Origin of the sequence: Pseudomonas sp. TYF_14, assembly GCF_043105275.1 — a bacterium.
Classification (GTDB): domain Bacteria; phylum Pseudomonadota; class Gammaproteobacteria; order Pseudomonadales; family Pseudomonadaceae; genus Aquipseudomonas; species Aquipseudomonas alloputida.
Genome location: NZ_JBICLK010000013.1, coordinates 25,612 through 50,839 on the forward strand (window position 1 = coordinate 25,612; position 25,228 = coordinate 50,839).

At 63.1% G+C, this 25,228-nt stretch carries 24 protein-coding genes; 9 read left to right on the forward strand and 15 right to left on the reverse strand.

The features are described 5' to 3' along the window. Positions 1-111 precede the first annotated feature (111 nt). The 3 genes from plsB (at position 112) to ACF8O8_RS04040 (ending at position 3,793) form a co-directional block, all read left to right on the forward strand. Entirely contained in the window at positions 112-2,598 is a 2,487-nt protein-coding gene (gene plsB, locus ACF8O8_RS04030) for a glycerol-3-phosphate 1-O-acyltransferase PlsB (RefSeq protein ID WP_392509285.1), read from the forward strand. A 76-nt stretch (positions 2,599-2,674) separates the two neighbouring features. Beyond that, the gene (locus tag ACF8O8_RS04035; RefSeq protein ID WP_003252249.1) at positions 2,675-3,073 is read left to right on the forward strand and encodes a YbaY family lipoprotein; all 399 of its coding nucleotides are present in this window, start codon (positions 2,675-2,677) and stop codon (positions 3,071-3,073) included. 33 nt (positions 3,074-3,106) lie between these two features. Next, a complete protein-coding gene (locus tag ACF8O8_RS04040; RefSeq protein ID WP_010952609.1) occupies positions 3,107-3,793 on the forward strand; it encodes a DUF4197 domain-containing protein in 687 nt (228 codons plus the stop codon). 48 nt (positions 3,794-3,841) lie between these two features. On the opposite strand, the gene ACF8O8_RS04045 is transcribed toward ACF8O8_RS04040, so the two are convergent. After that, positions 3,842-6,907, reverse strand: a complete 3,066-nt coding sequence (locus tag ACF8O8_RS04045; protein WP_014754291.1) for an efflux RND transporter permease subunit — start codon at positions 6,905-6,907, stop codon at positions 3,842-3,844. 6 nt (positions 6,908-6,913) lie between these two features. Beyond that, positions 6,914-8,014, reverse strand: coding sequence for an efflux RND transporter periplasmic adaptor subunit (locus ACF8O8_RS04050; RefSeq protein ID WP_392509286.1), 1,101 nt, complete (start codon positions 8,012-8,014; stop codon positions 6,914-6,916). Positions 8,015-8,264: 250 nt separating this feature from the next. Here ACF8O8_RS04050 and ACF8O8_RS04055 point away from each other — a divergent pair, with 250 nt between their 5' ends. Continuing rightward, on the forward strand, positions 8,265-8,930 hold the full coding sequence (locus ACF8O8_RS04055) for a TetR/AcrR family transcriptional regulator (protein ID WP_392509287.1): 666 nt from the start codon (positions 8,265-8,267) through the stop codon (positions 8,928-8,930). Positions 8,931-9,218: 288 nt separating this feature from the next. Beyond that, entirely contained in the window at positions 9,219-10,091 is an 873-nt protein-coding gene (locus tag ACF8O8_RS04060; RefSeq protein WP_392509288.1) for an RHS repeat-associated core domain-containing protein, read from the forward strand. A gap of 23 nt (positions 10,092-10,114) precedes the next feature. Here the strand turns inward: ACF8O8_RS04060 and ACF8O8_RS04065 are convergent, their stop codons facing one another. Further along, positions 10,115-10,891 (reverse strand): class I SAM-dependent methyltransferase, encoded by a 777-nt coding sequence (locus ACF8O8_RS04065; RefSeq protein ID WP_392509289.1) that lies wholly within the window; start codon positions 10,889-10,891, stop codon positions 10,115-10,117. Positions 10,892-10,995: 104 nt separating this feature from the next. Here ACF8O8_RS04065 and ACF8O8_RS04070 point away from each other — a divergent pair, with 104 nt between their 5' ends. Beyond that, positions 10,996-11,616: a hypothetical protein gene (locus tag ACF8O8_RS04070; RefSeq protein ID WP_010952603.1), complete on the forward strand. Its 621-nt coding sequence runs from the start codon at positions 10,996-10,998 to the stop codon at positions 11,614-11,616. A 2-nt stretch (positions 11,617-11,618) separates the two neighbouring features. Here ACF8O8_RS04070 and ACF8O8_RS04075 read toward each other — a convergent pair whose 3' ends face one another. The 7 genes from ACF8O8_RS04075 to ppc form a co-directional block, all read right to left on the reverse strand. After that, complete coding sequence (locus tag ACF8O8_RS04075) at positions 11,619-12,308, reverse strand: extensin family protein (RefSeq protein ID WP_392509290.1); 690 nt, start codon at positions 12,306-12,308, stop codon at positions 11,619-11,621. Next, entirely contained in the window at positions 12,308-13,138 is an 831-nt protein-coding gene (locus tag ACF8O8_RS04080; RefSeq protein WP_392509291.1) for an oxaloacetate decarboxylase, read from the reverse strand. Before ACF8O8_RS04080 ends, ACF8O8_RS04075 begins: the two co-directional genes overlap by 1 nt. Before the next feature lie 28 nt (positions 13,139-13,166). Further along, positions 13,167-14,036: a DUF72 domain-containing protein gene (locus ACF8O8_RS04085; protein ID WP_392509292.1), complete on the reverse strand. Its 870-nt coding sequence runs from the start codon at positions 14,034-14,036 to the stop codon at positions 13,167-13,169. 3 nt (positions 14,037-14,039) lie between these two features. Further along, the gene (locus ACF8O8_RS04090; protein WP_350298653.1) at positions 14,040-14,330 is read right to left on the reverse strand and encodes a hypothetical protein; all 291 of its coding nucleotides are present in this window, start codon (positions 14,328-14,330) and stop codon (positions 14,040-14,042) included. A gap of 131 nt (positions 14,331-14,461) precedes the next feature. Continuing rightward, positions 14,462-15,136, reverse strand: coding sequence for a tRNA (adenosine(37)-N6)-threonylcarbamoyltransferase complex dimerization subunit type 1 TsaB (tsaB, locus tag ACF8O8_RS04095; protein ID WP_392509293.1), 675 nt, complete (start codon positions 15,134-15,136; stop codon positions 14,462-14,464). A 271-nt stretch (positions 15,137-15,407) separates the two neighbouring features. Continuing rightward, complete coding sequence (gene adk / locus ACF8O8_RS04100; RefSeq protein WP_004575467.1) at positions 15,408-16,058, reverse strand: adenylate kinase; 651 nt, start codon at positions 16,056-16,058, stop codon at positions 15,408-15,410. A 257-nt stretch (positions 16,059-16,315) separates the two neighbouring features. Further along, entirely contained in the window at positions 16,316-18,943 is a 2,628-nt protein-coding gene (gene ppc, locus ACF8O8_RS04105) for a phosphoenolpyruvate carboxylase (RefSeq protein ID WP_104962445.1), read from the reverse strand. 181 nt (positions 18,944-19,124) lie between these two features. Here ppc and ACF8O8_RS04110 point away from each other — a divergent pair, with 181 nt between their 5' ends. From ACF8O8_RS04110 to ACF8O8_RS04120, 3 genes are all read left to right on the forward strand, one after another. After that, on the forward strand, positions 19,125-19,469 hold the full coding sequence (locus tag ACF8O8_RS04110; RefSeq protein WP_021785939.1) for a hypothetical protein: 345 nt from the start codon (positions 19,125-19,127) through the stop codon (positions 19,467-19,469). A gap of 276 nt (positions 19,470-19,745) precedes the next feature. After that, positions 19,746-20,159 (forward strand): DUF4398 domain-containing protein, encoded by a 414-nt coding sequence (locus ACF8O8_RS04115; RefSeq protein ID WP_020190164.1) that lies wholly within the window; start codon positions 19,746-19,748, stop codon positions 20,157-20,159. A 50-nt stretch (positions 20,160-20,209) separates the two neighbouring features. Beyond that, the gene (locus ACF8O8_RS04120; RefSeq protein ID WP_350298652.1) at positions 20,210-21,001 is read left to right on the forward strand and encodes an OmpA family protein; all 792 of its coding nucleotides are present in this window, start codon (positions 20,210-20,212) and stop codon (positions 20,999-21,001) included. A 332-nt stretch (positions 21,002-21,333) separates the two neighbouring features. Here ACF8O8_RS04120 and ACF8O8_RS04125 read toward each other — a convergent pair whose 3' ends face one another. The 5 genes from ACF8O8_RS04125 to ACF8O8_RS04145 all read right to left on the reverse strand — a co-directional run bounded on the left by ACF8O8_RS04125 (position 21,334) and on the right by ACF8O8_RS04145 (position 25,186). Next, a complete protein-coding gene (locus ACF8O8_RS04125; protein WP_003252219.1) occupies positions 21,334-21,660 on the reverse strand; it encodes a hypothetical protein in 327 nt (108 codons plus the stop codon). Beyond that, positions 21,657-22,580 (reverse strand): alpha/beta hydrolase, encoded by a 924-nt coding sequence (locus ACF8O8_RS04130; protein WP_017147929.1) that lies wholly within the window; start codon positions 22,578-22,580, stop codon positions 21,657-21,659. The genes ACF8O8_RS04125 and ACF8O8_RS04130 overlap by 4 nt, the downstream gene beginning before the upstream one ends. Beyond that, positions 22,552-23,829: a flavohemoglobin expression-modulating QEGLA motif protein gene (locus tag ACF8O8_RS04135; protein WP_003252215.1), complete on the reverse strand. Its 1,278-nt coding sequence runs from the start codon at positions 23,827-23,829 to the stop codon at positions 22,552-22,554. Before ACF8O8_RS04135 ends, ACF8O8_RS04130 begins: the two co-directional genes overlap by 29 nt. Before the next feature lie 73 nt (positions 23,830-23,902). After that, on the reverse strand, positions 23,903-24,451 hold the full coding sequence (locus ACF8O8_RS04140) for a hypothetical protein (protein WP_104962446.1): 549 nt from the start codon (positions 24,449-24,451) through the stop codon (positions 23,903-23,905). A gap of 30 nt (positions 24,452-24,481) precedes the next feature. Beyond that, complete coding sequence (locus ACF8O8_RS04145) at positions 24,482-25,186, reverse strand: TetR/AcrR family transcriptional regulator (RefSeq protein WP_019437363.1); 705 nt, start codon at positions 25,184-25,186, stop codon at positions 24,482-24,484. Between the last annotated feature and the right edge of the window lie 42 nt (positions 25,187-25,228).

A 25,228-nucleotide genomic window follows, 5' to 3' on the forward strand; every position in this document is an offset into this window, starting at 1 on the left:
AAAAAATTGATGACGGCGCCGCCGTTGGCCGAATTTTGCTGAACTTACGCCGATACGGCAGACTAAATAGCAGAATACCCACCTGAACATCACACCCAGGGCACACACCCCATGACCCGTTCCCCCCTGCACCGCCTGATCTTCGGCGGCCTGCGTCGCCTGTTGTACCTGTGGGTGCGCTCCGAGACCATCAACCAGTCTTCCATGACCCTCAACCTCGACCGCAGCCGGCCGGTGTTCTATGCGCTGCCCTCGCCCGCGCTCACTGACCTGGCCGTGCTCGACCACGAGTGCACCAAGGCGGGGCTACCGCGCCCGGTGCTGCCGGTAGCCGTGGGCCCACTGCAGGAACCCGCCGCGTTCTTCTACCTGACCCCCGACCCGGACTGGCTCGGCCGCCAGGACAAAAGCGGCGCCCCGCCCACGCTCGAGCGCCTGGTGGCTGCCGTCAGCCAGCATGCCGAAGAAGATGCGCAGATCATTCCTGTCAGCGTGTTCTGGGGCCAGACCCCGGCCAGCGAGTCCAGCCCCTGGAAGCTGCTGTTCGCCGACAGCTGGGCGGTAACCGGGCGCCTGCGCCGGCTGCTGACCGTACTGATCCTGGGGCGCAAGACCCGGGTACAGTTCTCCGCGCCCATCCACCTGCGCGAACTGGTGCAGCACAACAAAGGCCACGAGCGCACCGTGCGCATGGCCCAGCGCCTGATGCGCGTGCATTTTCGCAACCTCAAGACTGCCGTCATCGGCCCGGACATCTCGCACCGACGCACCCTGGTCAAAGGCCTGGTCCATGCCCCGCAAGTGCGCCAGGCGATTGCCGACGAAGCGCAGCGCGAGAACCTGCCGCTGGCCAAAGCCGAGGCCCAGGCACTGCGCTATGGCAACGAGATAGCCTCGGACTACACCTATACCGCCATCCGCTTCCTCGAAGTGGTGCTCAGCTGGTTCTGGAACAAGATCTACGACGGCATCAAGGTCAACCACATCGAACAGGTGCAGGGTATCGCCCCTGGCCATGAAGTGATCTACGTGCCATGCCACCGCAGCCACATCGACTACCTGCTGCTGTCGTACCTGCTGTTCCGCAACGGCCTCACTCCGCCGCACGTGGCTGCAGGCATCAACCTCAACATGCCGGTGGTGGGTAACCTGCTACGCCGTGGTGGCGCCTTCTTCATGCGCCGCACGTTCAAGGGCAACCCGCTTTACACGGCGGTGTTCAATGAGTACCTGCATACCCTGTACACCAAGGGCTTCCCGGTCGAGTACTTCGTCGAAGGCGGCCGCTCGCGCACCGGGCGCATGCTGCAGCCGCGCACCGGGATGCTGGCCATTACCCTGCGCAGCTTCCTGCGTTCGTCGCGTACGCCAATCGTGTTCGTGCCGGTGTACATCGGCTACGAGCGCGTGCTCGAAGGCCGTACCTACCTGGGCGAACTGCGCGGCGCCAGCAAGAAGAAGGAGTCGGTGTTGGACATCTTCAAGGTGTTCGGCGCACTCAAGCAGCGCTTTGGCCAGGTCTACGTCAACTTCGGCGAACCCATCCGCCTGGCTGGTTTCCTCGACCAGCAGCAGCCCGGCTGGCGTGAACAGGATCACGGTCCGCAGTACCGGCCGGACTGGCTCAACGCCACCACCGCCCGCCTGGGAGAAACCGTGGCCCGTCACCTCAACGAGGCGGCCGCCATCAACCCGGTCAACCTGGTGGCCCTGGCACTGCTGTCGACCAGCCGCCTTGCCCTGGACGAGCGCGCCCTGATCCGCGTACTCGACCTGTACCTGGCGCTGCTGCGCCAAGTGCCCTACTCGCCGCACACCACCCTGCCCGAGGGCGACGGCCAGGCACTGATCGAACATGTGCGCAGCATGAACCTGGTGGCCGAGCAGAAGGACGCCCTGGGCCGCATCCTCTACCTGGATGAAGGCAACGCGGTGCTGATGACCTACTACCGCAACAACGTGCTGCACATCTTCGCCCTGCCGGCGCTGCTGGCCAGCTTCTTCCTCAGCAGTTCACGCATGAGCCGTGAACTGCTGGGCCAGTATGTGCACGCGCTTTACCCCTACCTACAGGCCGAACTGTTCCTGCGCTGGACGCCAGAACAGCTGGACGAGGTCATCGACCAATGGCTGGTCGCGCTGGTGGAACAGGGCCTGCTGCGCCAGGACAACGACCTGTACGTGCGCCCGGCGCCCAGCTCGCGGCAGTTCGTGTTGCTGACCCTGCTCGCTCGCACCATCACCCAGACCCTGCAGCGCTTCTACATGGCCACCTCACTGCTGATCAACAGCGGGCAGAACAGCCTGAGCGCCGAAGCGCTGGAAGACCTGTGCGTGATGATGGCCCAGCGCCTGTCGATCCTGCATGGCCTGAACGCACCGGAGTTCTTCGACAAGACGCTGTTCCGCCACTTCATCCAGACCTTGCTTCAGCAAGGCGTGCTGCACGCCGACGCGCAAGGCAAGCTGGGTTATCACGACAAACTCGGCGAGCTGGCCGAGGGCGTGGCCAAGCGAGTGCTGTCGGCCGAGCTGCGCCTGTCGATCCGCCAGGTGGCCCTGCACCGTGACGACGGGCTGGAAACTTCGACCCTCTAACGGTTCATCGGTCGGCAAAATCCGCTAAAGTCCGTGGGGTTGGCCACAAGCCAGCTCCAAGGACACCGGAGATTCCATGAAAAAGCTCTTTATGCTGTGTTGCGCATCCCTGCTTGCAGCCTGCTCCAGCCAAACCCCACCCAACCAGGCCAGCCTGGACGGTGAAGTCTTCTACCTGCAGCGCATTGCCCTGCCGCCTGCCGCCACCCTGAGCGTGGAACTGCAGGATGTGTCGCTGATGGACGCCCCTGCCGTGACCCTGGCGCGCCAGGCCGGCCCGGTCAAAGGCAACGTGCCGCTGCCGTTCCATCTCACCTATGACCCCGCGCAGGTCAAGCCTGGCCACCGCTATGCGGTGAGCGCGCGCATCGAGCTGAATGGCAAGTTGCTGTTCATCAATACCGAACACCACGGTGTCGCGCTCGATGGCAGTGACCCGCAATCGGTACGCATCAAGGTAGATCAGGTTCGCTGATACCCGCACTCATCCGTTTACAAGGAAAGCTTCATGATCCGCACTTCCCTGCGCTTCACCACCCTGTGCGCCGGCCTGCTGCTGTCGGCCAGTGCCCTGGCCCTGTCGCTGGGCGACCTCAGCCAGAAAGACGCCACCGGCGGCCTGAAAGATGCCCTGACCCAAGGTGCACAGCTGGCCGTCAAGCAACTGAGCACCCCAGGCGGCTTCAGCAACAACCCGGACGTGCGCATCGAGCTGCCAGGCAACCTGGGCAAAGCCGCCAAGGCGATGAAAATGTTCGGCAAGGGTGAACAGGTCGAAGCCCTGGAAACCAGCATGAACAAGGCCGCCGAGGCCGCCGTGCCGCAGGCACAGGCGATTCTGGTGGATGCCGTGAAGAACATGAGCGTGACCGACGCCAAAGGCATCCTCAGCGGCGGTGACGACTCGGCCACCCAGTACCTGAACAAAAGCAGCCGCGAGCAGATCCGCGCCAAGTTCCTGCCAATCGTCAAGCAGGCCACCGACAAGGTTGGCGTGGCCCAGCAGTACAATGCCTTCGCCGCCCAGGCCAAAGGCCTGGGGCTGGTCAAGGATGACGCCAATATCGAGAACTACGTGACCGAGAAGGCGCTGGATGGCCTGTTCGAGATGATCGGCAAACAGGAGCAGAACATTCGCCAGAACCCGGCAGCGGCGGCTACCAGCCTGGCCAAGAAGGTCTTCGGCGCGCTGTAGGAGCGCGTTTACCCGCGAAGGGAGGGCTAAGCCCTCCCCCTGCGGTCTTCAGCCCTTCTTCACCCTGAACCACGCCGCATACAACGCCGGCAGGAACAGCAGTGTAAGCACCGTGGCCACGATCAACCCGCCCATGATCGCCACCGCCATCGGCCCGTAGAACACACTACGCGACAACGGGATCATGGCCAGCACCGCCGCCAGCGCGGTCAGCACGATCGGCCGGAAGCGCCGCACCGTAGCCTCGATGATCGCCTGCCAGCGCTCCATCCCCGCTGCGATGTCCTGCTCGATCTGGTCCACCAGGATCACCGAGTTGCGCATGATCATCCCCGCCAACGCAATGGTGCCGAGCATGGCGACAAAGCCGAACGGCTGGCGGAACACCAGCAGGAACAGGGTCACACCGATCAGCCCCAGCGGCGCGGTGAGGAACACCATCACCGTGCGCGAGAAACTGCGCAACTGGATCATCAGCAAGCTCAGGACTACCACGATGAACAGTGGCATACCGGCATTCACCGATTTCTGCCCCCGTTCGGAGTCCTCCACCGTGCCGCCCACCTCCAGCAGGTAGCCATCGGGCAGCTTGGCGCGGATGTCCTGCAGGGTCGGCAGAATCTGCTTCACCAGCGTCGCCGGCTGCTCCTGATCGTAGATATCGGCACGCACGGTCACCGTCGGCAAGCGGTTGCGGTGCCAGATAATGCCTTCTTCAAAGCCGTACTCCAGGGTCGCCACCTGCGACAGCGCCACGCTCTGGCCATTGTCGGTGGGCAACGCCAGGCTACCCAGGTTACCCAGCTCGCTGCGTTCCTGCCGGGTGCCGCGCAGCAGGATCTCGATCAGTTCGTTGTCCTCGCGGTACTGGCTGACCGTGGTACCGATCAGCGAGCTTTGCAGGAAGCTGGCCAGGTGCGAAGTGCTCACGCCCAGCGCACGGGCGCGGTCCTGGTCGATTTCGAGGAACACCGCCTTGCTGGGCTCCTCCCAGTCCAGGTGCACGTTCACCACATGCGGGTTCTCGCGCACCTTGTCAGCCACTTCACGGGCCAGTGCGCGGGCCTTCTCGATATGCTCGCCAGTGACCCGGAACTGCACCGGGTAGCCCACGGGTGGGCCGTTTTCCAGACGCGTGACCCGCGCGCGCAGGTCAGGGAACTGCTGGTCCACCGTGCTGATCAGCCAACTGCGCAGGCGTTCGCGGTCTTCCATCGACTTGGCCAGCACCACGAACTGGGCGAAGCTGGCTGCCGGCAGTTGCTGGTCCAGCGGCAGGTAGAAGCGCGGCGAGCCGGTGCCCACATAGGCCACGTAGTTGTCGATACCGTCCTGCTGCTTGAGCAGCGCCTCCAGTTGCTTGACCCGCTCGGCGGTATTGGCCAGCGAGGCGCCTTCGGCCAGCTTCAGGTCAACCATCAGTTCCGGGCGCCCGGAAGCCGGGAAGAACTGCTGGGGTACGAAGCGGAACAGCAGGAGGCTGCCGACAAAAGCGGCAACGGTCAGCAGGATTACCGTCTTGCGCCGCCGTACGCACCATTCCACCAGCCGTCGCACGCGCTGGTAGAACGGGGTGGCGTAGGGGTCTGGCGCATGGCCGTCCTTGCCATGGCGCGCGGCATGCAGCTTGGCCAGGTCGGGTAGCAGGCGCTCACCCAGGTAAGGCACGAACACCACGGCCGCCACCCAAGAGGTCAGCAAAGCGATGGTGACCACCTGGAAGATCGACCGGGTGTATTCGCCGGTGCTGGAGGCCGCGGTGGCAATCGGCAGAAAGCCCGCTGCCGTGATCAGCGTCCCGGTGAGCATCGGGAAGGCCGTACTCGTCCAGGCATAGCTGGCTGCCTTGAGGCGGTCATAGCCCTGCTCCATCTTGATCGCCATCATCTCCACGGCAATGATCGCGTCGTCCACCAGCAAGCCCAGGGCCAGCACCAGCGCGCCCAGGGAAATCTTGTGCAGGCCGATGCCGAAGTAATGCATGGCGGCAAAGGTCATGGCCAACACCAGCGGAATGGCCAGCGCCACCACCAGGCCAGTGCGCAGGCCCAGCGAGAAGAAGCTCACCAGCAGCACAATGACCAACGCCTCGACCAGCACCTGCACGAACTCGCCCACACCGGCCTTGACCGCCGCCGGTTGATCCGAAACCTTGCGCAGCGCCATGCCGGCAGGCAGGTTATGCGCCAGGCGCTCGAACTCGCCTTCCAGGGCCTTGCCCAGTACCAGGATGTCGCCACCGTCTTTCATCGAAACCGCCAGGCCAATGGCATCCTCGCCCATGAAGCGCATGCGCGGTGCAGGTGGGTCGTTGAAGCCACGGTGCACCTCGGCGACATCACCAATCCGGAAGGTGCGATCACCCACGCGAATGGGGAACTGGCGGATCTGCTCGACACTGTCGAAACGCCCGCTCACGCGCAGTTGCAAGCGCTCGCTGGGCGTCTCGAAGAAACCGGCGGTGCTCACCGCGTTCTGCTCTTGCAACGCCTTCTGCACGGCTTCCAGCGGCACGCCGAGGGTGGCCAGCTTGAGGTTGGACAGCTCGATCCAGACTTTCTCGTCCTGCAGGCCGATCAGCTCGACCTTGCCCACATCCTTGACCCGCTGCAACTGGATCTGGATACGGTCGGCGTAGTCCTTGAGCACCGCATAGTCAAAGCCTTCGCCAGTCAGCGCATAGATATTGCCGAAGGTGGTGCCGAACTCGTCGTTGAAGAACGGGCCCTGGATCTCCGGCGGCAAGGTGTGGCGAATGTCCGCAACCTTCTTGCGGATCTGGTACCACAACTCGGGGATGTCCTTGGAGTGCAGCGAGTCGCGGGCCATGAAAGTAACCTGCGATTCGCCGGGGCGAGAGAACGAGACGATTCTCTCGTACTCACCGGTTTCCATCAGCTTCTTTTCGATGCGCTCGGTCACCTGTCGCGACACTTCTTCAGCGCTGGCGCCTGGCCACAGGGTGCGGATGACCATGGCCTTGAAGGTGAATGGCGGATCCTCGCTCTGGCCAAGCTTGGTGTACGACATGGCGCCAATGACGGCCAGCAGGATCATCAGGAACAGGACGATCTGGCGGTTGCGCAGCGCCCAGGCAGAAAGGTTGAAACCCATCGGGACTTACTCCTTGGCCGTCAGGTTCACTACACGGTTGCTGCGGTCAACGGGGCGTACCTCCTGGCCCTCGCGCAGTACATGGCCACCAGCGGCAACCACCCAGTCACCCGGGTCCAGGCCTTCGAGCACCGGCACACTGTCGCTGCCATAAGCCCCCAGGCGCACGGTCGCCCGCTCCAGGCGGCTTTCCTTGTTCACTCGCCAGACATAGGCCTGACCGTTTTCCGCAGTCACGGCCGACAGCGGTACCGCCAGCGGGATCAGCCCGTCCTTGGCGATGAAAACCCGGGCGCTCTGGCCCAGTTCAGCCGGTACGGCGGACGTGGTAAAGGCGATGCGCGCCGCGAACGTGCGCGAACGCGGGTCGGCGGCCGGTGACAGCTCGCGAATGCGCCCCTGGAAACGCGCCTGCGGGTGCGACCACAACTCCACGCTCACCGGTTGGCCCACAGCGAAGCGGGCGAACTGCTGCTCCGGCAGGCCGATGGCTACTTCTCGCTCGCCATCGGCGGCAAGGGTAAACACGGTCTGCCCGGCGGCGACCACCTGGCCCACTTCAACCTGGCGCTTGGCAATCACCCCGGCCTGCGGCGCACGCAATACGGCATATTCGGCCTGGTTGCCCGCCACCTCGAACTCGGCCTTGGCCTGCTTCAGACGGGCAAGGCCGGCGCGGTAGAGGTTTTCGGCGTTGTCGAACTGGGAGTGGCTGACCATCTGCCGTTCCAGCAGCTTCTGATAGCGGTCGCGTTCGGCGCGCACCAATGCCAGATTGGCCTCGGCAGCCGCCAGCTGGGCGCGATTGGCTTCAAGTTGCAGGCGCACGTCCTGCGGGTCCAGCTCAGCCAGCGGCTGGTCGGCCTTGACCCGCTGCCCCTCCTCCACCAGGCGCTTGCTGACCTTGCCGCCAATGCGGAAGGCCAGCTCCGGCTCGAAGCGCGCGCGCACTTCGCCGGGGTAACTGTCGGCAGCGGCTTCGGCCGGCTGTGGCTGCACCACCAGCGCCGGGCGCGGCGCGGCGGGTGGGGCGGCTTCCTGACCACACGCCGCCAGAAGCAGGGCAGCGGCGGCGGGCAGAGCGATGGACAAGGCATGGCGCAACATGATGAATCCTTTCGCGGAGTGCACATTTAATATTTGTACTGGCTGGTATATTAAATCAGCGCAACGATGCCGGGAAGGGCATGCGCTGGCTTTTCGACGACCTGGCTGGAGCCCTCTGGCGCCGGTGAGATCAAGCGGCGGCTGAACGCCCACCCTGTCGATCAACTGAACGCTGGCAGGCCGCAGGTAAATGTGAGCTAGGTTTAGCCGTATCGCGGCTGACCCGTTAAGATGGGGATTCTTAAACCAGATGCAGACCACAATGCTCAACGACGCACCCATCGGCCCGGGCCGGCCCAAGGACCTGGCCAAGCGCGAGGCGATTCTCGAAGCGGCCAAGGCGCTGTTCCTCAGCCTTGGCTATGCCAACACCAGCATGGATGCGGTCGCTGCGGCGGCAGGTGTTTCAAAGCTCACCGTGTACAGCCACTTCACCGACAAGCAGACCCTGTTCTGCTCGGCGGTCATGGCCACCTGCCAGATCCAGTTGCCTGACTTGCTGTTCGAGTATCCCGAGGGGGTGCCGGTGGAAGACGTGCTGCTGACCATTGCCCGCAACTTCCAGGCGCTTATCAGCAGTGACGAAGCGGTCAAGCTCAGCCGCCTGATCATGGCCCAGGGCAGCCTGGACCCGAGTTTTGGCGAGTACTTCTACGAAGCCGGGCCCAAGCGCGTGCTCGCAGGCATGGAAGCGCTACTGCGCGGGGCACATGAGCGCGGACTGCTGCGCATCGACAACCCATTGAGGGCGGCGGAGCACTTCTTCTGCCTGGTCAAGGGGGCGCCAGATTACCGCTTGCTGCTGGGTTGTGCGGGGCCGCTGGAGGGAGATGAGGCCGAAGCACATGTGCGAGAGGTGGTAGCAGTATTCTTGCGGGCTTTCCACCCTGAAAACACCTGTCACGTCCCCCTGTAGGAGCGGGTTTACCCGCGAAAGGGCCGGGCCTGCCGGCCAATTCCCACCTACCGTTCACCGTTTCCGCCGCCACCGTATTCGCGGGTAAACCCGCTCCTACACACTGATCGGTGTTGGACACAGGCCATTGTAGGGGGCCTTGTGTCGCGATAGAGGCGCACAACGGGCCATATTCACCAATCAGCCGAACCTGTTTAACCAATGCGCCTACCTAGCATTTCTGCCAGTAGCCAAACAGAAAAACTCCCGGTAGGTTCATATCTAACTCATTAATATGAACGCACCACCATGCCAGCGCACACACTGATTTTGTTCTATAAGGATAATAAGCTTTCAACCTGGTATACAGGGAGTACTCACCAGACATTGCTCAGCGCCAATAACTGGAATCTAAGCGAAACGACAAATACCCCTCCACAAGTACGTCTATTGGCCACCGACGCACAAGAATCAACAGTCAGCATTGGCTCGAAAAGCCAGAGAAACATCAACTACAGCCCTTACGGCAATGACAATTGCCCGCCTACCAACCCCTTACTATCTCGATTCACAGGCCAGAACTGGTTACCCTCTGCCATAGGCTACTTACTGGGCAATGGTCATCGCCTGTTCAATCCAGGACTGATGCGCTTTCACAGTCGAGACAACTTGTCACCCTTTGAAAAAGGGGGGATCAATGCTTACGCCTACTGTGAAAATGACCCTGTAAACAAATCGGATCCCAGTGGAATGTACTCCTTGGTGAAACTTATACTCGGCGGTTATAAGGCAAAAAACATAATACCCCGTCTGGATCAAGAGAACCCAAATCTTACAAAACGAGAATACAGAATACTCAAAGAGCACATTGACTATCAAAAATATAAAGCAAGTGCCGAGATACAGGCGAGCTCCAGCACTTTGAGAAAGAAAGGTGAAGAAAGATCTTTGAACGCTGCCCTCCAAGAGTCAAAATTGACAACGCTGGTACTGGAAAAGGTCGAAGGCAAGAAGTCGCGATATGTCACCCCTACCTCCTTCCCTCCCTTTATAATACCTAGTGAGCCATCGCATACGTGGCCAAAAATCAGCTCACCATCGCCAACCTACCTCGACTTCACAGGCAATTACATTGATCCAAAAGCGTATGCAATCCGAACACAATTATTAATCTGGAATTGATAAGGCTTATTCAAAAAACCCTATCAGTTTTTCAACGCCTTCTTCGGATAAATGTCATACCGGCTCGACTTACCCTCAAGGCTATGGCTCGGCTTCGGCCCGTCGATGATCGGTGCCTTGCGCGGGCGTTTCACCACCACCCGGTGGCTGGCCAGCGCCAGGGCGGCTTCGAGCAGGGCCGGGGCATCCAGGTCATCGCCCACCAAAGGCCGGAACACGCGCATTTCCTTTTTCACCAGGGCGCTCTTGTCGCGGTGTGGAAACATCGGGTCGAGGTAGATCACCTGCGGCGCCTCCCCTTCCCAGGCGCGCATGCGCTCGATGGCGTTGCCGGTCAGCAGGCGCATGCGCCCGACAATCGGGCCCACTTCTTCGTCCGCTCGCGCCCGCACCAGGCCGTCCTCCAGCAGCGCGGCAATCAGCGGCTGGCGCTCGATCAGGGTCATCTGGCAGCCAAGGCTGGCCAGCACGAACGCGTCCTTGCCCAGCCCCGCCGTGGCATCCAGTACCTGCGGCCGGATACCTTGGGCAATGCCCACAGCCTTGGCGATCATCTGCCCGTTGCCACCACCAAACTGGCGGCGATGCGCAGCCTGGCCTTCGACGAAGTCCACACGCACCGGCCCAGGCGCCTGCGGGCCCAGTTGCTGAATCTGCAAGCCGTCGGCGCCCACCTGCACCGCGAAGGCGGCGGTATCGTCCTGCAGCGGCAGGCCCAGGCGTTCAGCCCACGCCCTGGCCTGTTGCGCATACTCAGCTGTCATCGCCTCGACCCTGATACCCGTGCCTTGCTCTTCCATCGTTCACACCCGAAAAATCAAACCAAGCCCTTAATGAATCGGCAGCCACGGCCGATACAGGCAATATCCCGCTATTCTGCCAGAGCACAGCGCGCACGACTGCCATGTCAGATACTCTTCCCATCGGCTTGACCTATTTGTCGCCTGTCGGCAACTACAGTCAGCACAACACCCAGGCACTCGGGGGCGTCAGCCACCTGTGGCAGGATTTCTTTGCCCGGGCCATGGCCGAGCAGCAGGAAGAGCCCGTAGACGGCGTCAGCCAGTCGTTCGTGCAGTACGACCAGGACAGCGGCGAACCCATCGGCGGGGCCCGTGCCCTGGCCCTGATCGACGCCCAGCGCGCCTGCCCGGTGCACGACACCATCGTGGCGCCGCCAGAACCGTTGTTTCTGCCCAAGGCCGAGCTTGAAGCCAAGCTGCTGCCGCCCGCCCCCGAGCCGTTCAGCGCCATGGAACTGATCGAGCAACAGCGCCAGCTCGACATCAACAACAGCTGGCTGCGCCCGGTGGTGATGAACCAGGGTCAGCCGATCGCCGAACCCGGCCCTGGCCCCACGCCACGGTCACTGTTCCTGCCCATCGCCGAGCTGGAAAGCAACCTGCTGGACCCGGCCCCGGAACCGTTCGACGACGCCACCCTGGCCAAGCAGCAGAATGACCTGGCGTTCGACATCCACTGGGCGCGCCCAGTGGTGCTGAACAACGTGCGCGCGTACGCCTGAGGCTAACGACAGATCTGCCAGCGCCCCATGTCCAGGTGAAAGTGGTTGCGGTGCGCAGCGTTGTAATCCGGCCCCAGTACCGTGCTGAAGCTCTCGCAAGCGGCCTGCTGCACCTGACGCAAGAATTCCGCCTTCTGCCCGCCCGCCTGCCAGTCACGCGCCAGGATAATGCGCTGGCCGTCCTTCAGGCGAAAACCGCTGATGTCCAGCGCATTGGCCGTGGCGTGCTGGCTCAAACTGCCCTGCTTGCGGTGGTAGACGTTGCGGCAGGCAAAGCTGCCCAAGTGATCGACCTGCGTCACCGGTTGCCCAAACACCTCCTGCGCCGCCGGCTGCAAGCCATGGTTTTCGAACAGTGCATAGGCCACCGCCACCGGGCAACTGGCCAGAAAGCTGCTGCTCAGCCGCGCCTGGCCGCCCTCGATGCGCCATACGTTCTGCAGCGGGCAGTTGGCCGACGCCGGGCTGTCGGCTTGTGCCCGGTAACGCAGGTGGCTGGTTTCCAGCGCCTGCCGGCACAGCGCTGGGTCATCGCGTAGGCGCGACAGTTTGTAGGGGGTCAGCAGGTTGGGCGGCTGGCGTACGTCCAGCGGCGCCCAGGGGTTCCATGCGGCAGGCAGGCGCCAGCCGAAGTGCCAGGCCAGGCCGGCCACCGTCAGCAGGCCGGCCAGTAGCGCCAGCAATGCCCGCATCAGCGACGGAACAGGTCGTTCAGCTGGGCAAACGGCATGGTCTGCTCACCGTAGCCGAACGTGCCCTCATCGCGAATTTCCTGCGCCGCCTGGTAGAAGGCCCCGAGTGCAGCACGGGCCAGCGACGAGCCAACGCTGACGCGGCGCACGCCCAGGTCCTGCAACTGGTTGACGCTCAGCGGCACGCCCGCCATGCCCATCAGCACATTCACAGGGCGCGGTGCGACTGCCTGCACCACGGCACGGACTTCCTCCACGGTGCGCAGCCCAGGGGCGTAGAGCACGTCGGCACCGGCTTCGGCATAGGCTTGCAGGCGCAGGATGGTGTCGTCGAGGTCCATGCGCCCGTGCAGCAGGTTTTCTGCCCGGGCGCACAAGGTGAACGGGAATGGCAGGCTTCGCGCAGCCTGCACAGCGGCGCGCACGCGCTCCACAGCCAAGCCGAAGTCATAGATGGGCGCATCGCTGCGGCCACTGGCATCTTCGATGGAGCCGCCCACCAAGCCAATTTCGGCGGCACGCAGAATGGTCTGGGCACAGTCTTCGGGCAAGTCGCCAAAGCCGTTTTCCAGATCGGCGGCCACCGGCAGCGCGGTGGCATCGACGATCTCGCCGGCATTGTCCAGTGTATCGTCCAGGCTCAAGGCGCCTTCGGCGTCTGGCCGGCCCAGGCTGAAGGCCAGGCCTGCACTGGTGGTAGCCAGCGCCTCGAAACCCAGGCTGGCGAGCAACTTGGCGGAGCCGGCATCCCACGGGTTGGGGATGACGAACGCGCCGTCGCGCTCGTGTAACGCCTTGAAGGCCTCAGCTCGCAGGGTTTGCACATCCATGGTTCAACCTCCGGCAGTCAGGGAAAGGTCAGAGTAGCCCCAATTGTTCGACCTCAGGGGCGCGCGGCAATTCCGGCAAAGGTGCCAGGCCCGGCAAGCGTGCCATCAGGCGTTGATGGAAACGCTGGGCCAGCGCCGCAGCCTGGCGATTGTCCGAGGTGTGCAGGAAGATATAGGGATTGCGGCCTTCTTCGATCCAGGCGGCGACTTTTTCTACCCAAGGGCTAAGGAAGGTGTGATTGGCCTCCAGTTCAGGATGACCAATGAAGCGAACCTGCGGGTGCTGGCTGAAGGCTGCCGGCCGCGGAGGCACCTTGGGCTTCTTCGACTGCGCATGCAGCACGGCAGGGTCGCGCGAGGTGCAACTGAACAGCGCACGTGGGTCGAGACAGATGCGCTCCACACCGCGTTCGTGGAGCAGGCGGTTGAGCAGGCGTTCTTCGTCACCCTTGGCAAAAAAGGCCTGGTTGCGCACTTCCACAGCCACGGGCACGGCAATCTGATCAAGGAAGTGACAAAGCTCACCCAAGCGCGCCGGGCCGAACTGGGCCGGCAACTGCAGCCAGTAGGGTGATACGCGCCGGCCCAGCGGGGCCATCAGCCGGGTGAAGTCGAAGGCAGGCTCAAGCTGGTCTCGCAGGTCGCCTTCATGGCTGACATCCCGCGGAAACTTGGCAGTGAAGCGAAAGTGCTCAGGCATGACCTGCGCCCAGCGGGCAATGGTGCCGGGAGCGGGACGTGCGTAGAAAGTGGTGTTGCCTTCGACGGCGTTGAACACCTGGCTGTAGAAGCCAAGCATTTGGTTACTGTTGGCGTCAGCGGGGTACAGGTAGTCGCGCCAGGCGTTTTCGCTCCACGACGGGCAACCGAGAAAGTAAGGCAGTGGTAAGGGGTTCATCCATCAAATGTACAGGTCGAGCCCCAGTACTTCCATGTCCCAGTCAGTAAAGCCGGCAGTGCTCAGGTAGCTGGCCAGTGCGGTGGCGGTGCGGCGGTCACGGGCGCGAGGGAAAACCATGTCCTGCTGGCGGACTGGCAGTCCACCACCAGGGCGGCGGGCGGTGGCTTCCTGCGGGGCAGCTTCTGCCTCCTCGATCACCTCGGCATCGTCGATGGCCTCGTCACGCACCGCTGCTTTGCGCGAGGTGCGCTTGAGCGGGTAGGACTGCGATGAGAAACCGTCGATACGCATGGCATGAGCACTCAGGACCAATGATGGCAATTTAGCAGCATCAGGGTTCCGTCGCTAATGCTTGAGTGATAACTGGACCACAGATCGCGCAAAAGGTTTTAGCGTGTTCGGCGATAACCGACGAACAGCACTCAGTGTTTCTTGGGCGTGGCTACATTATCGCGCAGATAAACCGGTTGCGCCTGCTCGGCGACGATTGCCTCGCCACGGGCCCAGGCAAAGGTGGCCAGGCTGAGAATGTCCAGAGCATTGGGCAAGGCAGCCGGGTTGCTCGCCGCCACCTGTACCGCCAGGCGATCGGCATAGCCCCACCCGGTACCGGCACCGAACCACTCGCCATTGCTGCCTGCCGGCAGCGCCACCTGCTCGGGCGGCAACACGGCTTCACGGCCGACCAGGCGCATTTCGCCCGCTGTGGCCTGGTAGCAGCCCCAGTAAACCTCATCCATGCGCGCATCGATGGCAGCGGCCACCTGCTGCACGCCATGCTCGCGCAATGCACCCTGGGCCAAAGCGGCCAGGTTGGACACCGGCAGCACTGGGCGTTCGAGGGCGAAGGCCAGGCCTTGCACAACCCCAATGGCAATACGCACGCCGGTGAACGCGCCCGGGCCACGGCCAAAGGCAATGGCATCCAGCGCATTCAGTGGCACGCCAGCGTCGGCCAGCAGTTGCTTGATCATCGGCAGCAGCTTCTGGGCATGCATGCGCGGGATCACCTCGTAATGGCTGGTTACCTTGCCGTCATGCAGCAGCGCGACGGAACAGGCTTCGGTGGCGGTATCCAGGGCCAGCAGGGTGGTCATCGAACGGGTATCCAGATGCGAATGAAAAAGAGCGGCAGTATAGAGCAGCAGCGGCGTTGTGTCCCGAGGGGGCCGCTGTGCGGCCCATCACGCTGATTTCAAAGCCTGCACTGGCCCTGGAGGAGCGACCTTGCGTCGCGAAAAGGGCCGCAAAGCGGCCCCAGGGTTTCAGCGGTATCACACCATTGTCTGGGGCTGCTCTGCAGCCCTTTCGCGACACAAGGCCGCTCCCACAGAAGCGGGCCGTTGTCGAGGTGCGTCCGGCGCCGGTTCAGCTCAGGGCTGCCAGGACCTTGGCGGTGATGGCTTCAACCGAGCCGACACCTTCGATGTGGCTGTACTTCGGCTTGCCACCATTGGCAGCCGACAGCTTCTGGTAGAAATCCACCAGCGGCTTGGTCTGGCTGTGGTAGACCGACAGGCGATGGCGAACGGTTTCTTCCTTGTCGTCGTCACGCTGGATCAGGTCTTCACCGGTCTCGTCGTCCTTGCCTTCCACTTTCGGCGGGTTGTACTGAATGTGGTAGGTACGGCCCGAGGCCAGGTGCACGCGGCGGCCAGCCATGCGGCCGACGATTTCCTCGTCGTCCACGGCAATTTCGACCACGGCATCGATGTCGACACCGGCAGCGACCATGGCTTCGGCCTGTGGGATGGTGCGTGGGAAGCCGTCGAACAGGCAGCCGTTGGCGCAATCAGGCTGAGCGATGCGCTCCTTCACCAGGCTGATGATCAACTCGTCGGAGACCAGCTGGCCGGCATCCATGACTTTCTTCAGTTCCAGGCCCAGCGGGGTGCCGGCCTTGACGGCGGCACGCAGCATGTCACCGGTGGAGATCTGTGGAATACCGAACTTTTCGGTGATGAACTTTGCCTGAGTACCTTTACCGGCCCCGGGAGCTCCCAGCAGAATTACGCGCATCTTGTGCTCCTCAAATTTTTGTATGAAATTCAATGGATTCGGCGACCAGGGCCAAGTCCGGATAATCGGGTATGACCATAAATCGGTCAGAAGGCTGCTCAAGATACACAGCGCCCGGCAGCCAGACAAGCGTCCCAAAGTTGCAGGAATGCGCCACTTGCGGCTGACCGGGCAGGCGGTTGCGCCTGGCGCAACCGCCCTCCCCGTCATTGTGCCGGGCCTGTATGGCCGTCACCAGACATGACCCGGGCTTGCCCTTAGCCGGTGTTGCGCAGCCCGGCGGCAATACCCGCCACGGTCACCAGCAAGGCCTGCTCCAACGGGCTGTCCAGAGCGGCTTCGCGGCTGCGCGAGCGGGCCAGTAACTCTGCCTGCAGGCGGTGCAACGGGTCCAGATAGGTATTGCGCAGGCTAATGAATTCCAGTGTCTCGGGGCTGTGCGCCAGTAGCACCGGCTGCCCGGTCAGACCCAGCACGACCTGGCATGACTGCGACAATAGGTCGCGCAGGTGCGCACCTAAAGGACGCAAGTGCGGTTGCACCAGACGTTCGTCGTAGGCCTCGGCAATTTGCGCATCCGCTTTGGCCAGTACCATTTCCAGCATGTCGATTCGGGTGCGGAAGAACGGCCATTGCTCGCGCATTTGCGCCAGCAACTCCCCTTGACCACGGGCCAAGGCATTGGTCAGCGCCGTTTCCCAGCCCAGCCAGGCCGGCAGCATCAGCCGGGTCTGGGTCCAGCCGAAGATCCACGGGATGGCCCGCAGGCTTTCGATGCCCCCGGCGCGACGCTTGGCCGGGCGGCTGCCCAACGGGAGGCGCCCCAGCTCCTGTTCTGGCGTCGACTGGCGGAAGTACTCGACGAAATCGGGATTCTCCCGTACCACGCTGCGGTAGGCCTGGACACCATCGGCGGCCAACTGGTCCATCACTTCACGCCAGGCCGGCTGCGGGGGCGGTGGTGGCAACAGCGTGGCCTCAAGCACGGCGGCCAGGTACAGGTTGAGGTTTTGCTCGGCGATGCCCGGCAAACCGAACTTGAAGCGAATCATTTCACCCTGCTCGGTGGTGCGGAAACGCCCCGCCACCGAACCCGGTGGCTGCGACAGGATCGCAGCATGGGCCGGACCGCCGCCTCGCCCGACCGTACCGCCACGGCCGTGGAACAGCAGCAGCTCGACCTGATGCTCGGCACAGATACGCACCAGGTTTTCCTGAGCCCGGTACTGCGCCCAGGCAGCAGCGGTGGTGCCGGCGTCCTTGGCCGAATCGGAGTAGCCGATCATCACTTCCTGCGGGCCGCGCAGGCCCGCGCGGTAGCCCGGCAGGCCAAGCAGGCGCTGCATGACCGGGCCGGCGTTGTCGAGGTCGGCCAAGGTCTCGAACAGTGGCACCACACGCATGGGGCGGGTCAGGCCGGCTTCCTTGAGCAACAGTTGCACCGCCAATACATCCGAGGCGGCACCGGCCATGGAGATGACGTAAGACCCCAGCGAGGCGGCCGGCGCAGCGGCCACTTCCCTGCAGGTCGCCAGCACTTCGGCGGTGTCCGCTTGCGGCTTGAAATGCGCAGGCAGCAGGGGCCGGCGGTTTTTCAGCTCGGCCTGGAGGAACGCGATGCGCTGCTCCTCATCCCAGTCGGCGTAACGCCCCAGGCCCAGGTAATCGGTTATCTCGGTCAGCGCATCACGGTGGCGGGCAGCGTCCTGGCGTACGTCCAGGCGGCCCAGGAACAGGCCGAAGGTCACCGCACGACGCAAGCAGTCGAGCAGCGGCCCCTCGGCGATCACGCCCATACCGCATTCGTGCAGTGACTGGTAGCACAGCTCCAGCGGCGCGATCAGCTCGCGGTTGTCCACCAGCACGTCGGCACCGGCCGGTTGGTTGCTGGTCAAGGCCGAATGCGCCCATGCGCGTGTCGCACGCAGGCGGTCGCGCAGTTGCTTGAGCACAGCGCGGTAGGGTTCGGCACTGTCGCCAACCTGTTTGCGCAGGGCGTCGTTGGCCTGCTGCATGGACAACTCGGCGGCCAGTGCATCGATGTCGCGCAGGAACAGGTCGGCGGCCATCCAGCGCGCCAGCAGGAGTACTTCGCGGGTGACAGCAGCCGTTACATTGGGGTTGCCATCACGGTCCCCACCCATCCACGAGGCAAAGCGGATCGGCGCGGCCTCCAGCGGCAGGCGCAGGCCAGTGGCCTCCAGCAGGGCCTTGTCGACCTTGCGCAGGTGGCTGGGGATGGCATGCCACAGTGAATGCTCGATCACTGCGAAACCCCACTTGGCTTCGTCTACCGGCGTAGGCCGGGTACGGCGGATTTCCTCGGTGTGCCAGGCCTCGGCGATCAGCCGGCGCAGGCGCTCGCGCACTTGCTGGCGTTCTGCCGGGGTCAGGTCACGATGGTCCTGTGCGGCCAGTTGGCCGGCGATCGCGTCGTACTTCTGGATCAGCGTGCGACGGGCCACTTCGGTGGGATGTGCGGTGAGCACCAACTGGATATCGAGCTTGGCCAGTTGCCGGGCCAGGGCATCGTTGCTGTGGCCGGCCTGCTTCAAGCGCCCCAGCAGCTCGGGCAGTACCTGCGCTTCGAATGGCTCGGGCTGGTCGGCGTCACGGCGGCGGATCAACTGGTACTGCTCGGCCATGTTGGCCAGGTTGAGGAACTGGTTGAAGGCCCTCGCTACGGGCAGCAGGTCTTCTTCGGCCAGGTCCGCCAGGGTCGAGCTCAGCTGCTCACCCGGGCCGCGACGGTCGGCCTTGGCACTGTGGCGGATGTCCTCGATTTTCTGCAGGAACGCATCGCCATGCTGTTGGCGAATGGTTTCGCCAAGCAGTTCACCCAACACATGGACATCTTCACGCAAACGCACATCGATATCGGTCATTGGCGCTCTCTCCGTTGCATCCCTATCAGCCTCAGCGCGCCCTGTGCAGGAGCGAGCGGTATCCCCCAAGAGTGCCCACAGCCGAGCGACGATGGCAAGCCGTGATCGGCCAAACCAAACTAAAGTGAAAGCACAGCACTCCCATGCAGTGCAGCCTTTCCAGGCGTCAACAGAGGTCATCATGAAAATCCGTGAACTCGCCCAGCACTGGGAACAGAATGCCGCCGGTACCCTCAGCCGTACCGGTCATGTCCTGCACCTGGACCTGGAGTCCGAAGCGCGCCTGGCCGCGCTGATCGACATGTACCCCAAGCGCACCGCCGAAGAACTGCTCGGCGAACTGGTCGCCGCCGCCCTTGAAGAACTGGAGGCCAGCTTCCCCTATGTACAGGGTCGCCAGGTCATCGCCACCGACGAAGAAGGCGACCCGTTGTACGAAGACGTTGGTCCTACGCCGCGCTTTCTCTCCCTGTCCCGCCAGCACCTGCACAACTTGAGCAACGCGACCGTCGACAGCGACAAATAATCCTGCGCGCCAGCATTCCGGGCCTGCTCAAGGCCCGGAATACCGCTCCATCCTGGGAAAGTTCCAGGCAAATCGCACTGACCGATCAGTCAGAAATAGTTATCCGATCACGGCGCTTTTTTCTGAACTATTCGAAAAACCTTCGAGTCGGAGCCAATAGCCATCACGCTAAAACCCTGCACACTGCCCTCGTGCACCGTTGAACTGAAGCGCGCGGTTATGTCAGGGATTGAGCGATGGACTGCTACGGACATCGTCGTTATCAGGAGTGATCCAATGGAGCTGACCACCATGAAGACCCGCACTAGCAAACTGTCATCCACTCATGTGCGCGGGTTCAAGCTGGCCGCGCTGGCGCTGGGCAGTAGCCTGGTCCTGGCCGGCTGTGCGGGCAATCCGCCCACCGAGCAGTATGCCGTTACCCAGTCCGCCGTGAACTCCGCCGTCAGCGCTGGCGGTACCGAGTTCGCCGCCGTGGAAATGAAAGCGGCTCAGGACAAGTTCAAGCAAGCCGAAATCGCCATGCACGACAAGAAGTACGACGAGGCCAAGCGCCTGGCCCAACAGGCCGAGTGGGATGCACGCCTCGCCGAACGCAAGGCCCAGGCAGCCAAAGCCCAGAAGGCCGTGCAGGATGCCCGCCAGGGCGTTCAGGACGTACGTGAGGAAGGCCTGCGCAGCGTTCAGTGAGCCCTGCCCCGCCAACCTTAGCCTTCGCACACGATCAAAGGATGAACACTATGCGCAAACACGTCATGATTCCCGCCCTGCTGGCCCTGAGCGTCGGTCTTGCTGCCTGCTCGCACGATCCGAATGCCAATCTGGAAGCGGCCCGCACCAACTTCTCCTCGCTGCAGAGCGACCCGCAAGCGAGCAAAGTCGCGGCACTGGAGACCAAGGACGCCCAGGACTGGCTGAACAAGGCCGACAAGGCCTACATGGACCGTGAAGACGAGAAGAAAGTCGACCAATTGGCCTACCTGACCAACCAGCGCGTCGAAGTGGCCAAGCAGACCATTGCCCTGCGCACCGCCGAAGCTGAACTGAAGAATGCCTCGGCCCAGCGCGCCCAGGCCAAGCTGGATGCCCGCGACGCGCAGATCGCCAAGCTGCAGGACAGCCTCAACGCCAAGCAGACCGACCGCGGAACGCTGGTGACCTTCGGCGACGTGCTGTTCGACTTCAACAAGGCCGAACTTAAGAGCAACGCCTACCCGAACATCACCAAGCTGGCCCAGTTCCTTCAGGAAAACCCGGAACGCAAGGTGATCGTCGAGGGCTACACCGACAGCGTCGGCTCGGCCAACTACAACCAGACCCTGTCCGAGCGCCGTGCCAACAGCGTGCGCATGGCACTGGTGCGTGCCGGGGTAGATCCGGCGCGTATCGTTTCCCAGGGCTATGGCAAGGAGTACCCGGTAGCGGACAACTCGAGCAACTCGGGACGTGCGCAGAACCGTCGGGTGGAGGTGACCATCTCCAACGACAACCAGCCGGTGGCACCACGCTCGGTGAGCCAGGTTCAGCGCTAAGGCTGGCTAGCTGAAAGGACAAGCCCCGCGATCGACGCGGGGCTTTTCTTTGTTCGCCGATAATGTTGTGCCGCCTGTGAGATCGAGCGCCGCCCGCGCGGCGCATCGCGAGCAAGCTCGCTCCTACATCTGTTTCGGGCCAATTATTCCTGTGGGATTTGCGCGCGAACGCCTTGGCGCATGGCGCGATATCGCGTCGTACAAACAAGGCGGTCGCGCGCGTCTGTCACAGGCGTAACTGGCCCGAAACTGATGTAGGAGCGAGCTTGCTCGCGATGCGCCGCGCGGGCGGCGCTCGATCTCGCGGGCGCCAAAAATGCTGCGCCGAACACTCACTGCACCTGCTGCGGTGTTTCCTCGCCCATGCAGCGCACCGCGCGCTTGCGGTTGTCCACCAGCACGCCGGTCAGGCCTTTCTGCTGGGTGTCGAACAGCACCAGCACGCCGTCGACGCACTGGGCCACTTGCGGCGCCGGGTCCAGCGATACCTTGTAGTCCTCGCCGGGGATGGTCTTGAGCATGGTGAAATCCTGCAGCAGCAGGGCATCTTCGGGCTTGGCGAAATGCAGGTAACCGTAATACCACAAAGCCCCTACCGTCACGATGATGCTGCCGACGCCGGTCAGGATCAGCGGGATGGCGTTGCGTTCTTCACTCATTGCTTGTTCTTCTCGTCAGGGAAATTGGGCACTTCGGCAAGCCGCCGCAGGCCGTTGAAATGGCTGGGATCATCGAGGAACCGCAGCATCACCTGGCGCCAGGTAGGGTCGGCGAAGGTCTGCACGTGACCCCCTCGGGTCAGTTGCAGCACCCGCGGTGGTGGCGCGTGCTGATACAGCCGGATGCCGTTGTCCATCGGCACCAGGTTGTCGTCGATGCTGTGGAAAAACAACTTGGGCGGGCTGCTCAATCGCTCGATCGAGCGGATCGCGCTGTCGCCGTCCGGCACCAGCCACGACAGCGGAACCTGCAATGGCCAGGTCATCCAGGAGGTGCTGAGCGCAAAGCGCCCCACCGCGCGGTAACTGGCCGGCACACCATCGAACACCAGGGCGCTGAAGCGCTGACGCTGTTCGGGGTGGGCCGCCAGGTAATGAATGGCCATGGCACCGCCCAGGCTCTGCCCCAACAGTACCAGCGGCTTGCCCTTGACCTCGGGCGCCTGCTGCAGCCAGGCCATGGCTGCAGCAATGTCCTGATACACCTCCGGCAGGCTCGGCTGACCCTGAGACAAGCCATAGCCGCGGTAATCGATCATGAACACCTGGTAGCCCTGCTCCGGCAACCAGTAGCTCCCCCCCAGGTGCCCTGGCAGGTTACCGCCGTTGCCGTGCAGGTGCAGCACCGTGCCCTTGACCTCGACCCCGGCCTTGGCTGGCAGCCACCAACCGTGAAGGCGGATGCCATCAGCAGTCGTCAGCGTGACATCGCGGTATTCCAGCTTGGCGCGCTCCGGGGTGAAGGCCTGACCACGCTCGGGGTAGAACAACAGGCTGCTGCAGCCGCCAAGGCTCACCAGGACCAGGCCGAGGACGAGCAGGCGGCAGTGCTCAGAGAATGTTCGCGTAGTCGGCTTCAATGCGATCCAGGCTCAGGTGGTTGAGGAAGTTGGAGAAGCACATCCAGGCCGACAACGCACTCAGGTCGCGGAACTGTTCAGGCAGGTACTTGGGCGGCTCGACCAACCCTTCCTCAACCAGTTGGCGCAGGGTGCGCATGTCTTCCAGGGTGGTCTTGCCACAGAACAGCAACGGGATCTGTTCCAGTTTGCCCTTCTTCACGGCCAACTGAATGTAGTTGTAAACCATGATGAAGCCCTTGAGATAGGACAAGTCCTTGGTGAATGGCAGGCCGTTGGGCACCGAGCCGCGGAACACCCGGCTGGCGTTGCTGTAGCTCTGCGCCATCTCAAAGCCCTGCTCGCGGAAGAAACCGTAGACCTGCATGAAGTCTGCACCCTCCTCGACCATGTGGATGGCACGGGTGCGGTTGGTGAGCTTGCGCAGGCGGCTGGGGTAGGAGGCAAAGGCGATCACCTCCATGAGAATCGCCAGGCCCTCCTGGGTTACCGTCGACGAGGGCGGGCCCTTGGCCAGGAAGGTACAGATCGGCTGGTTCAGGCCATTGAGCGTGGTACCGACGTGCACCAACCCTTCGTGCACCTCCAGGGCGCGCACATCGCGGGCGTTGAACATGGCATCGGCACGCACCTTGATGTAGTCGGCACCGGCTGCGGCGTCGGCGACGATACCGTCGGACTCGAACACGCGAATGGTACCTTCGGCCTCGCCGAACACGTTGTTCAGCCGGTGCTGGAGGATCTCCACCGCCTCCTTGGCGGTGAGATTCTTTGGCTCATCCTTGAGGTCACCACGGCCATCGATGTTGTTCAGGTAGTCCGACAGCATCAGGCCAAGGTCGGCCAGGGTCGGGTCACCGGCGTGGAAGGCATCCGAGGCGGCGCCGTACAGCTCCTGGGAGATCAGGCCGAAGTCCTCGGTACCGCGCGCTTCGAGCATGCGAACCACCATGCGGTATTCGCGGCACATGCGCTTCATGATCTGCCCGACCGGGTTGAACTGGCCCAACTGGCGAATGATGTCGCGCTCGATGCCCTGGAACTCGGCCTTGACCGCGCTGGAGTCGAACGACAGCGGGCGCGACTGGTAGTAGGCGCGATCAACCGCCGGCGGCTCCTTGCCCTTGGCCTTGAGAAAGCCCTGGCGGATGTTGTCGTCCCACTTCACCGCGTCAAGGACCCGGATCGGCGTCTGTGCCGCGACGATGCGGTCGGACAGGGCGCGGATGGTTTGCTGGTATTCGTCCACCGGGAACTCCTTTCTAGTACACGAAACCTGTACCGGCCTCTTCGCGGGCAAGCCCGCGAAGACGCCAACACGGTCATTTGCCCGAGCGCTGGAACCGCGCCACTTCGACGAACAGGTCGGAGTTGGCCGGGTCGTCCAGGTAGGCCAGCACCCGCGCCGCCGGGCTGTCGATCAGCACGCCGTCGCCGTTGTCCTCCGGCACTTCGGTACTACGACCGCTCAGTTCCTTCTTGTCCACCGCCTGCTGTACCTGCTCGACATCCAGGTTGTAGACCACCAGTTCCTTGCCATCGACGATATCGAAGCCGCCAATCAGGAAATTGCCACCCAGGCGCTTGGGCACGCCGGCCGACAGGTACCAGCGGTTGCCGTGGCGTGACACGGTGAACACGTATTCTTCAGGGGCCTTGCCCTTGGCCGTGGCCACCGCCTTGTAGGCGTCGCCACCGCTACGGCTGATCACCAGTTTCAACGGTTCCCCCCAGGCGTCCTTGCTGCTCCACTTGCCGAGCAAGGCCTTGGGCGCTGCCTGGTTGCTGGGCAAAGGCTCATGGAAGGTCACCAGACAACCGCCCAGCAGCAGGAATGACAAAGTCAACAACACCACACGCCAGGCTCTCATCAGGTTCTCCTTGAAAAGGTCGTTCTCGGCTCAGGCCGATGCCAGCACCAGCTGCAGGTATCGGGTAAGCATAGCGAGCATCTGCCCATCGGCTTGCGCATTCGCTTGCTTGAGCAGGCCTTGATATTCCAACTGCTCGATAATCGCCGTCAACATCTGTGCATCCTGCTCCGGCTGCCGCGAACCCACGACCTGCAGCAATTGCCGGGTGCCGTGCAGCAGGATCTGCTCATGAGCGCACACCAGCTCAGCCAGTCGCGGGCACAGCAATGCTTCCTGGCGGAAAGCCTGCTCGGCCATCAGGAAGTCACGGCGGTTCAGCAGTTGCCGCTGAACGTAATCGGCAGTCATGCGCGCCACGTCGTCAGCCAGCCGCGCCCGTGCCTGCGGGCTGCCATCGCCCTGTGCCAGCAACTGGCGCAACACCACCTCGGTATTGGCCCACAGCTTGGCCATGTAGGCCGCACTGCGCTCGACGTACTGGGCAAAGGTATCGGTGAGCAGGTCCTCGATGTCCTTGAAGTAGTAGGTGGTGGCCGACAATGGCACGCCGGCCTCGGCGGCCACTGCCCGGTGGCGCACACCGCGCACGCCATCGCGCACGACAATGCGCATGGCGGCATCGAGAATCAACTGGCGACGCTGTTCGCTGCCTTGGCGGGCAGTCTTGCGGCCTTGGTATTGCACGCTTTCGGCGACGGCGGTGGCGATGCCGGCGGCGCCTTGGTCAGGCATGGCGGGTGTCACGGGGGATACCTCATGGGGGTGTTTCGTCAG

Coding starts and splice junctions, on each gene's coding strand:
- adk (WP_004575467.1), bottom strand. CDS start 16,058: ATGCGCGTAATTCTGCTGGGAGCTCCCGGGGCCGGTAAAGGTACTCAG.
- ACF8O8_RS04055 (WP_392509287.1), top strand. CDS start 8,265: ATGCAGACCACAATGCTCAACGACGCACCCATCGGCCCGGGCCGGCCC.
- ppc (WP_104962445.1), bottom strand. CDS start 18,943: ATGACCGATATCGATGTGCGTTTGCGTGAAGATGTCCATGTGTTGGGT.
- ACF8O8_RS04060 (WP_392509288.1), top strand. CDS start 9,219: ATGCCAGCGCACACACTGATTTTGTTCTATAAGGATAATAAGCTTTCA.
- tsaB (WP_392509293.1), bottom strand. CDS start 15,136: ATGACCACCCTGCTGGCCCTGGATACCGCCACCGAAGCCTGTTCCGTC.
- plsB (WP_392509285.1), top strand. CDS start 112: ATGACCCGTTCCCCCCTGCACCGCCTGATCTTCGGCGGCCTGCGTCGC.
- ACF8O8_RS04050 (WP_392509286.1), bottom strand. CDS start 8,014: ATGTTGCGCCATGCCTTGTCCATCGCTCTGCCCGCCGCCGCTGCCCTG.
- ACF8O8_RS04080 (WP_392509291.1), bottom strand. CDS start 13,138: ATGGATGTGCAAACCCTGCGAGCTGAGGCCTTCAAGGCGTTACACGAG.
- ACF8O8_RS04085 (WP_392509292.1), bottom strand. CDS start 14,036: ATGAACCCCTTACCACTGCCTTACTTTCTCGGTTGCCCGTCGTGGAGC.
- ACF8O8_RS04145 (WP_019437363.1), bottom strand. CDS start 25,186: ATGCCTGACCAAGGCGCCGCCGGCATCGCCACCGCCGTCGCCGAAAGC.
- ACF8O8_RS04075 (WP_392509290.1), bottom strand. CDS start 12,308: ATGCGGGCATTGCTGGCGCTACTGGCCGGCCTGCTGACGGTGGCCGGC.
- ACF8O8_RS04045 (WP_014754291.1), bottom strand. CDS start 6,907: ATGGGTTTCAACCTTTCTGCCTGGGCGCTGCGCAACCGCCAGATCGTC.
- ACF8O8_RS04040 (WP_010952609.1), top strand. CDS start 3,107: ATGATCCGCACTTCCCTGCGCTTCACCACCCTGTGCGCCGGCCTGCTG.
- ACF8O8_RS04065 (WP_392509289.1), bottom strand. CDS start 10,891: ATGGAAGAGCAAGGCACGGGTATCAGGGTCGAGGCGATGACAGCTGAG.
- ACF8O8_RS04110 (WP_021785939.1), top strand. CDS start 19,125: ATGAAAATCCGTGAACTCGCCCAGCACTGGGAACAGAATGCCGCCGGT.
- ACF8O8_RS04115 (WP_020190164.1), top strand. CDS start 19,746: ATGGAGCTGACCACCATGAAGACCCGCACTAGCAAACTGTCATCCACT.
- ACF8O8_RS04125 (WP_003252219.1), bottom strand. CDS start 21,660: ATGAGTGAAGAACGCAACGCCATCCCGCTGATCCTGACCGGCGTCGGC.
- ACF8O8_RS04035 (WP_003252249.1), top strand. CDS start 2,675: ATGAAAAAGCTCTTTATGCTGTGTTGCGCATCCCTGCTTGCAGCCTGC.
- ACF8O8_RS04090 (WP_350298653.1), bottom strand. CDS start 14,330: ATGCGTATCGACGGTTTCTCATCGCAGTCCTACCCGCTCAAGCGCACC.
- ACF8O8_RS04070 (WP_010952603.1), top strand. CDS start 10,996: ATGTCAGATACTCTTCCCATCGGCTTGACCTATTTGTCGCCTGTCGGC.
- ACF8O8_RS04120 (WP_350298652.1), top strand. CDS start 20,210: ATGCGCAAACACGTCATGATTCCCGCCCTGCTGGCCCTGAGCGTCGGT.
- ACF8O8_RS04140 (WP_104962446.1), bottom strand. CDS start 24,451: ATGAGAGCCTGGCGTGTGGTGTTGTTGACTTTGTCATTCCTGCTGCTG.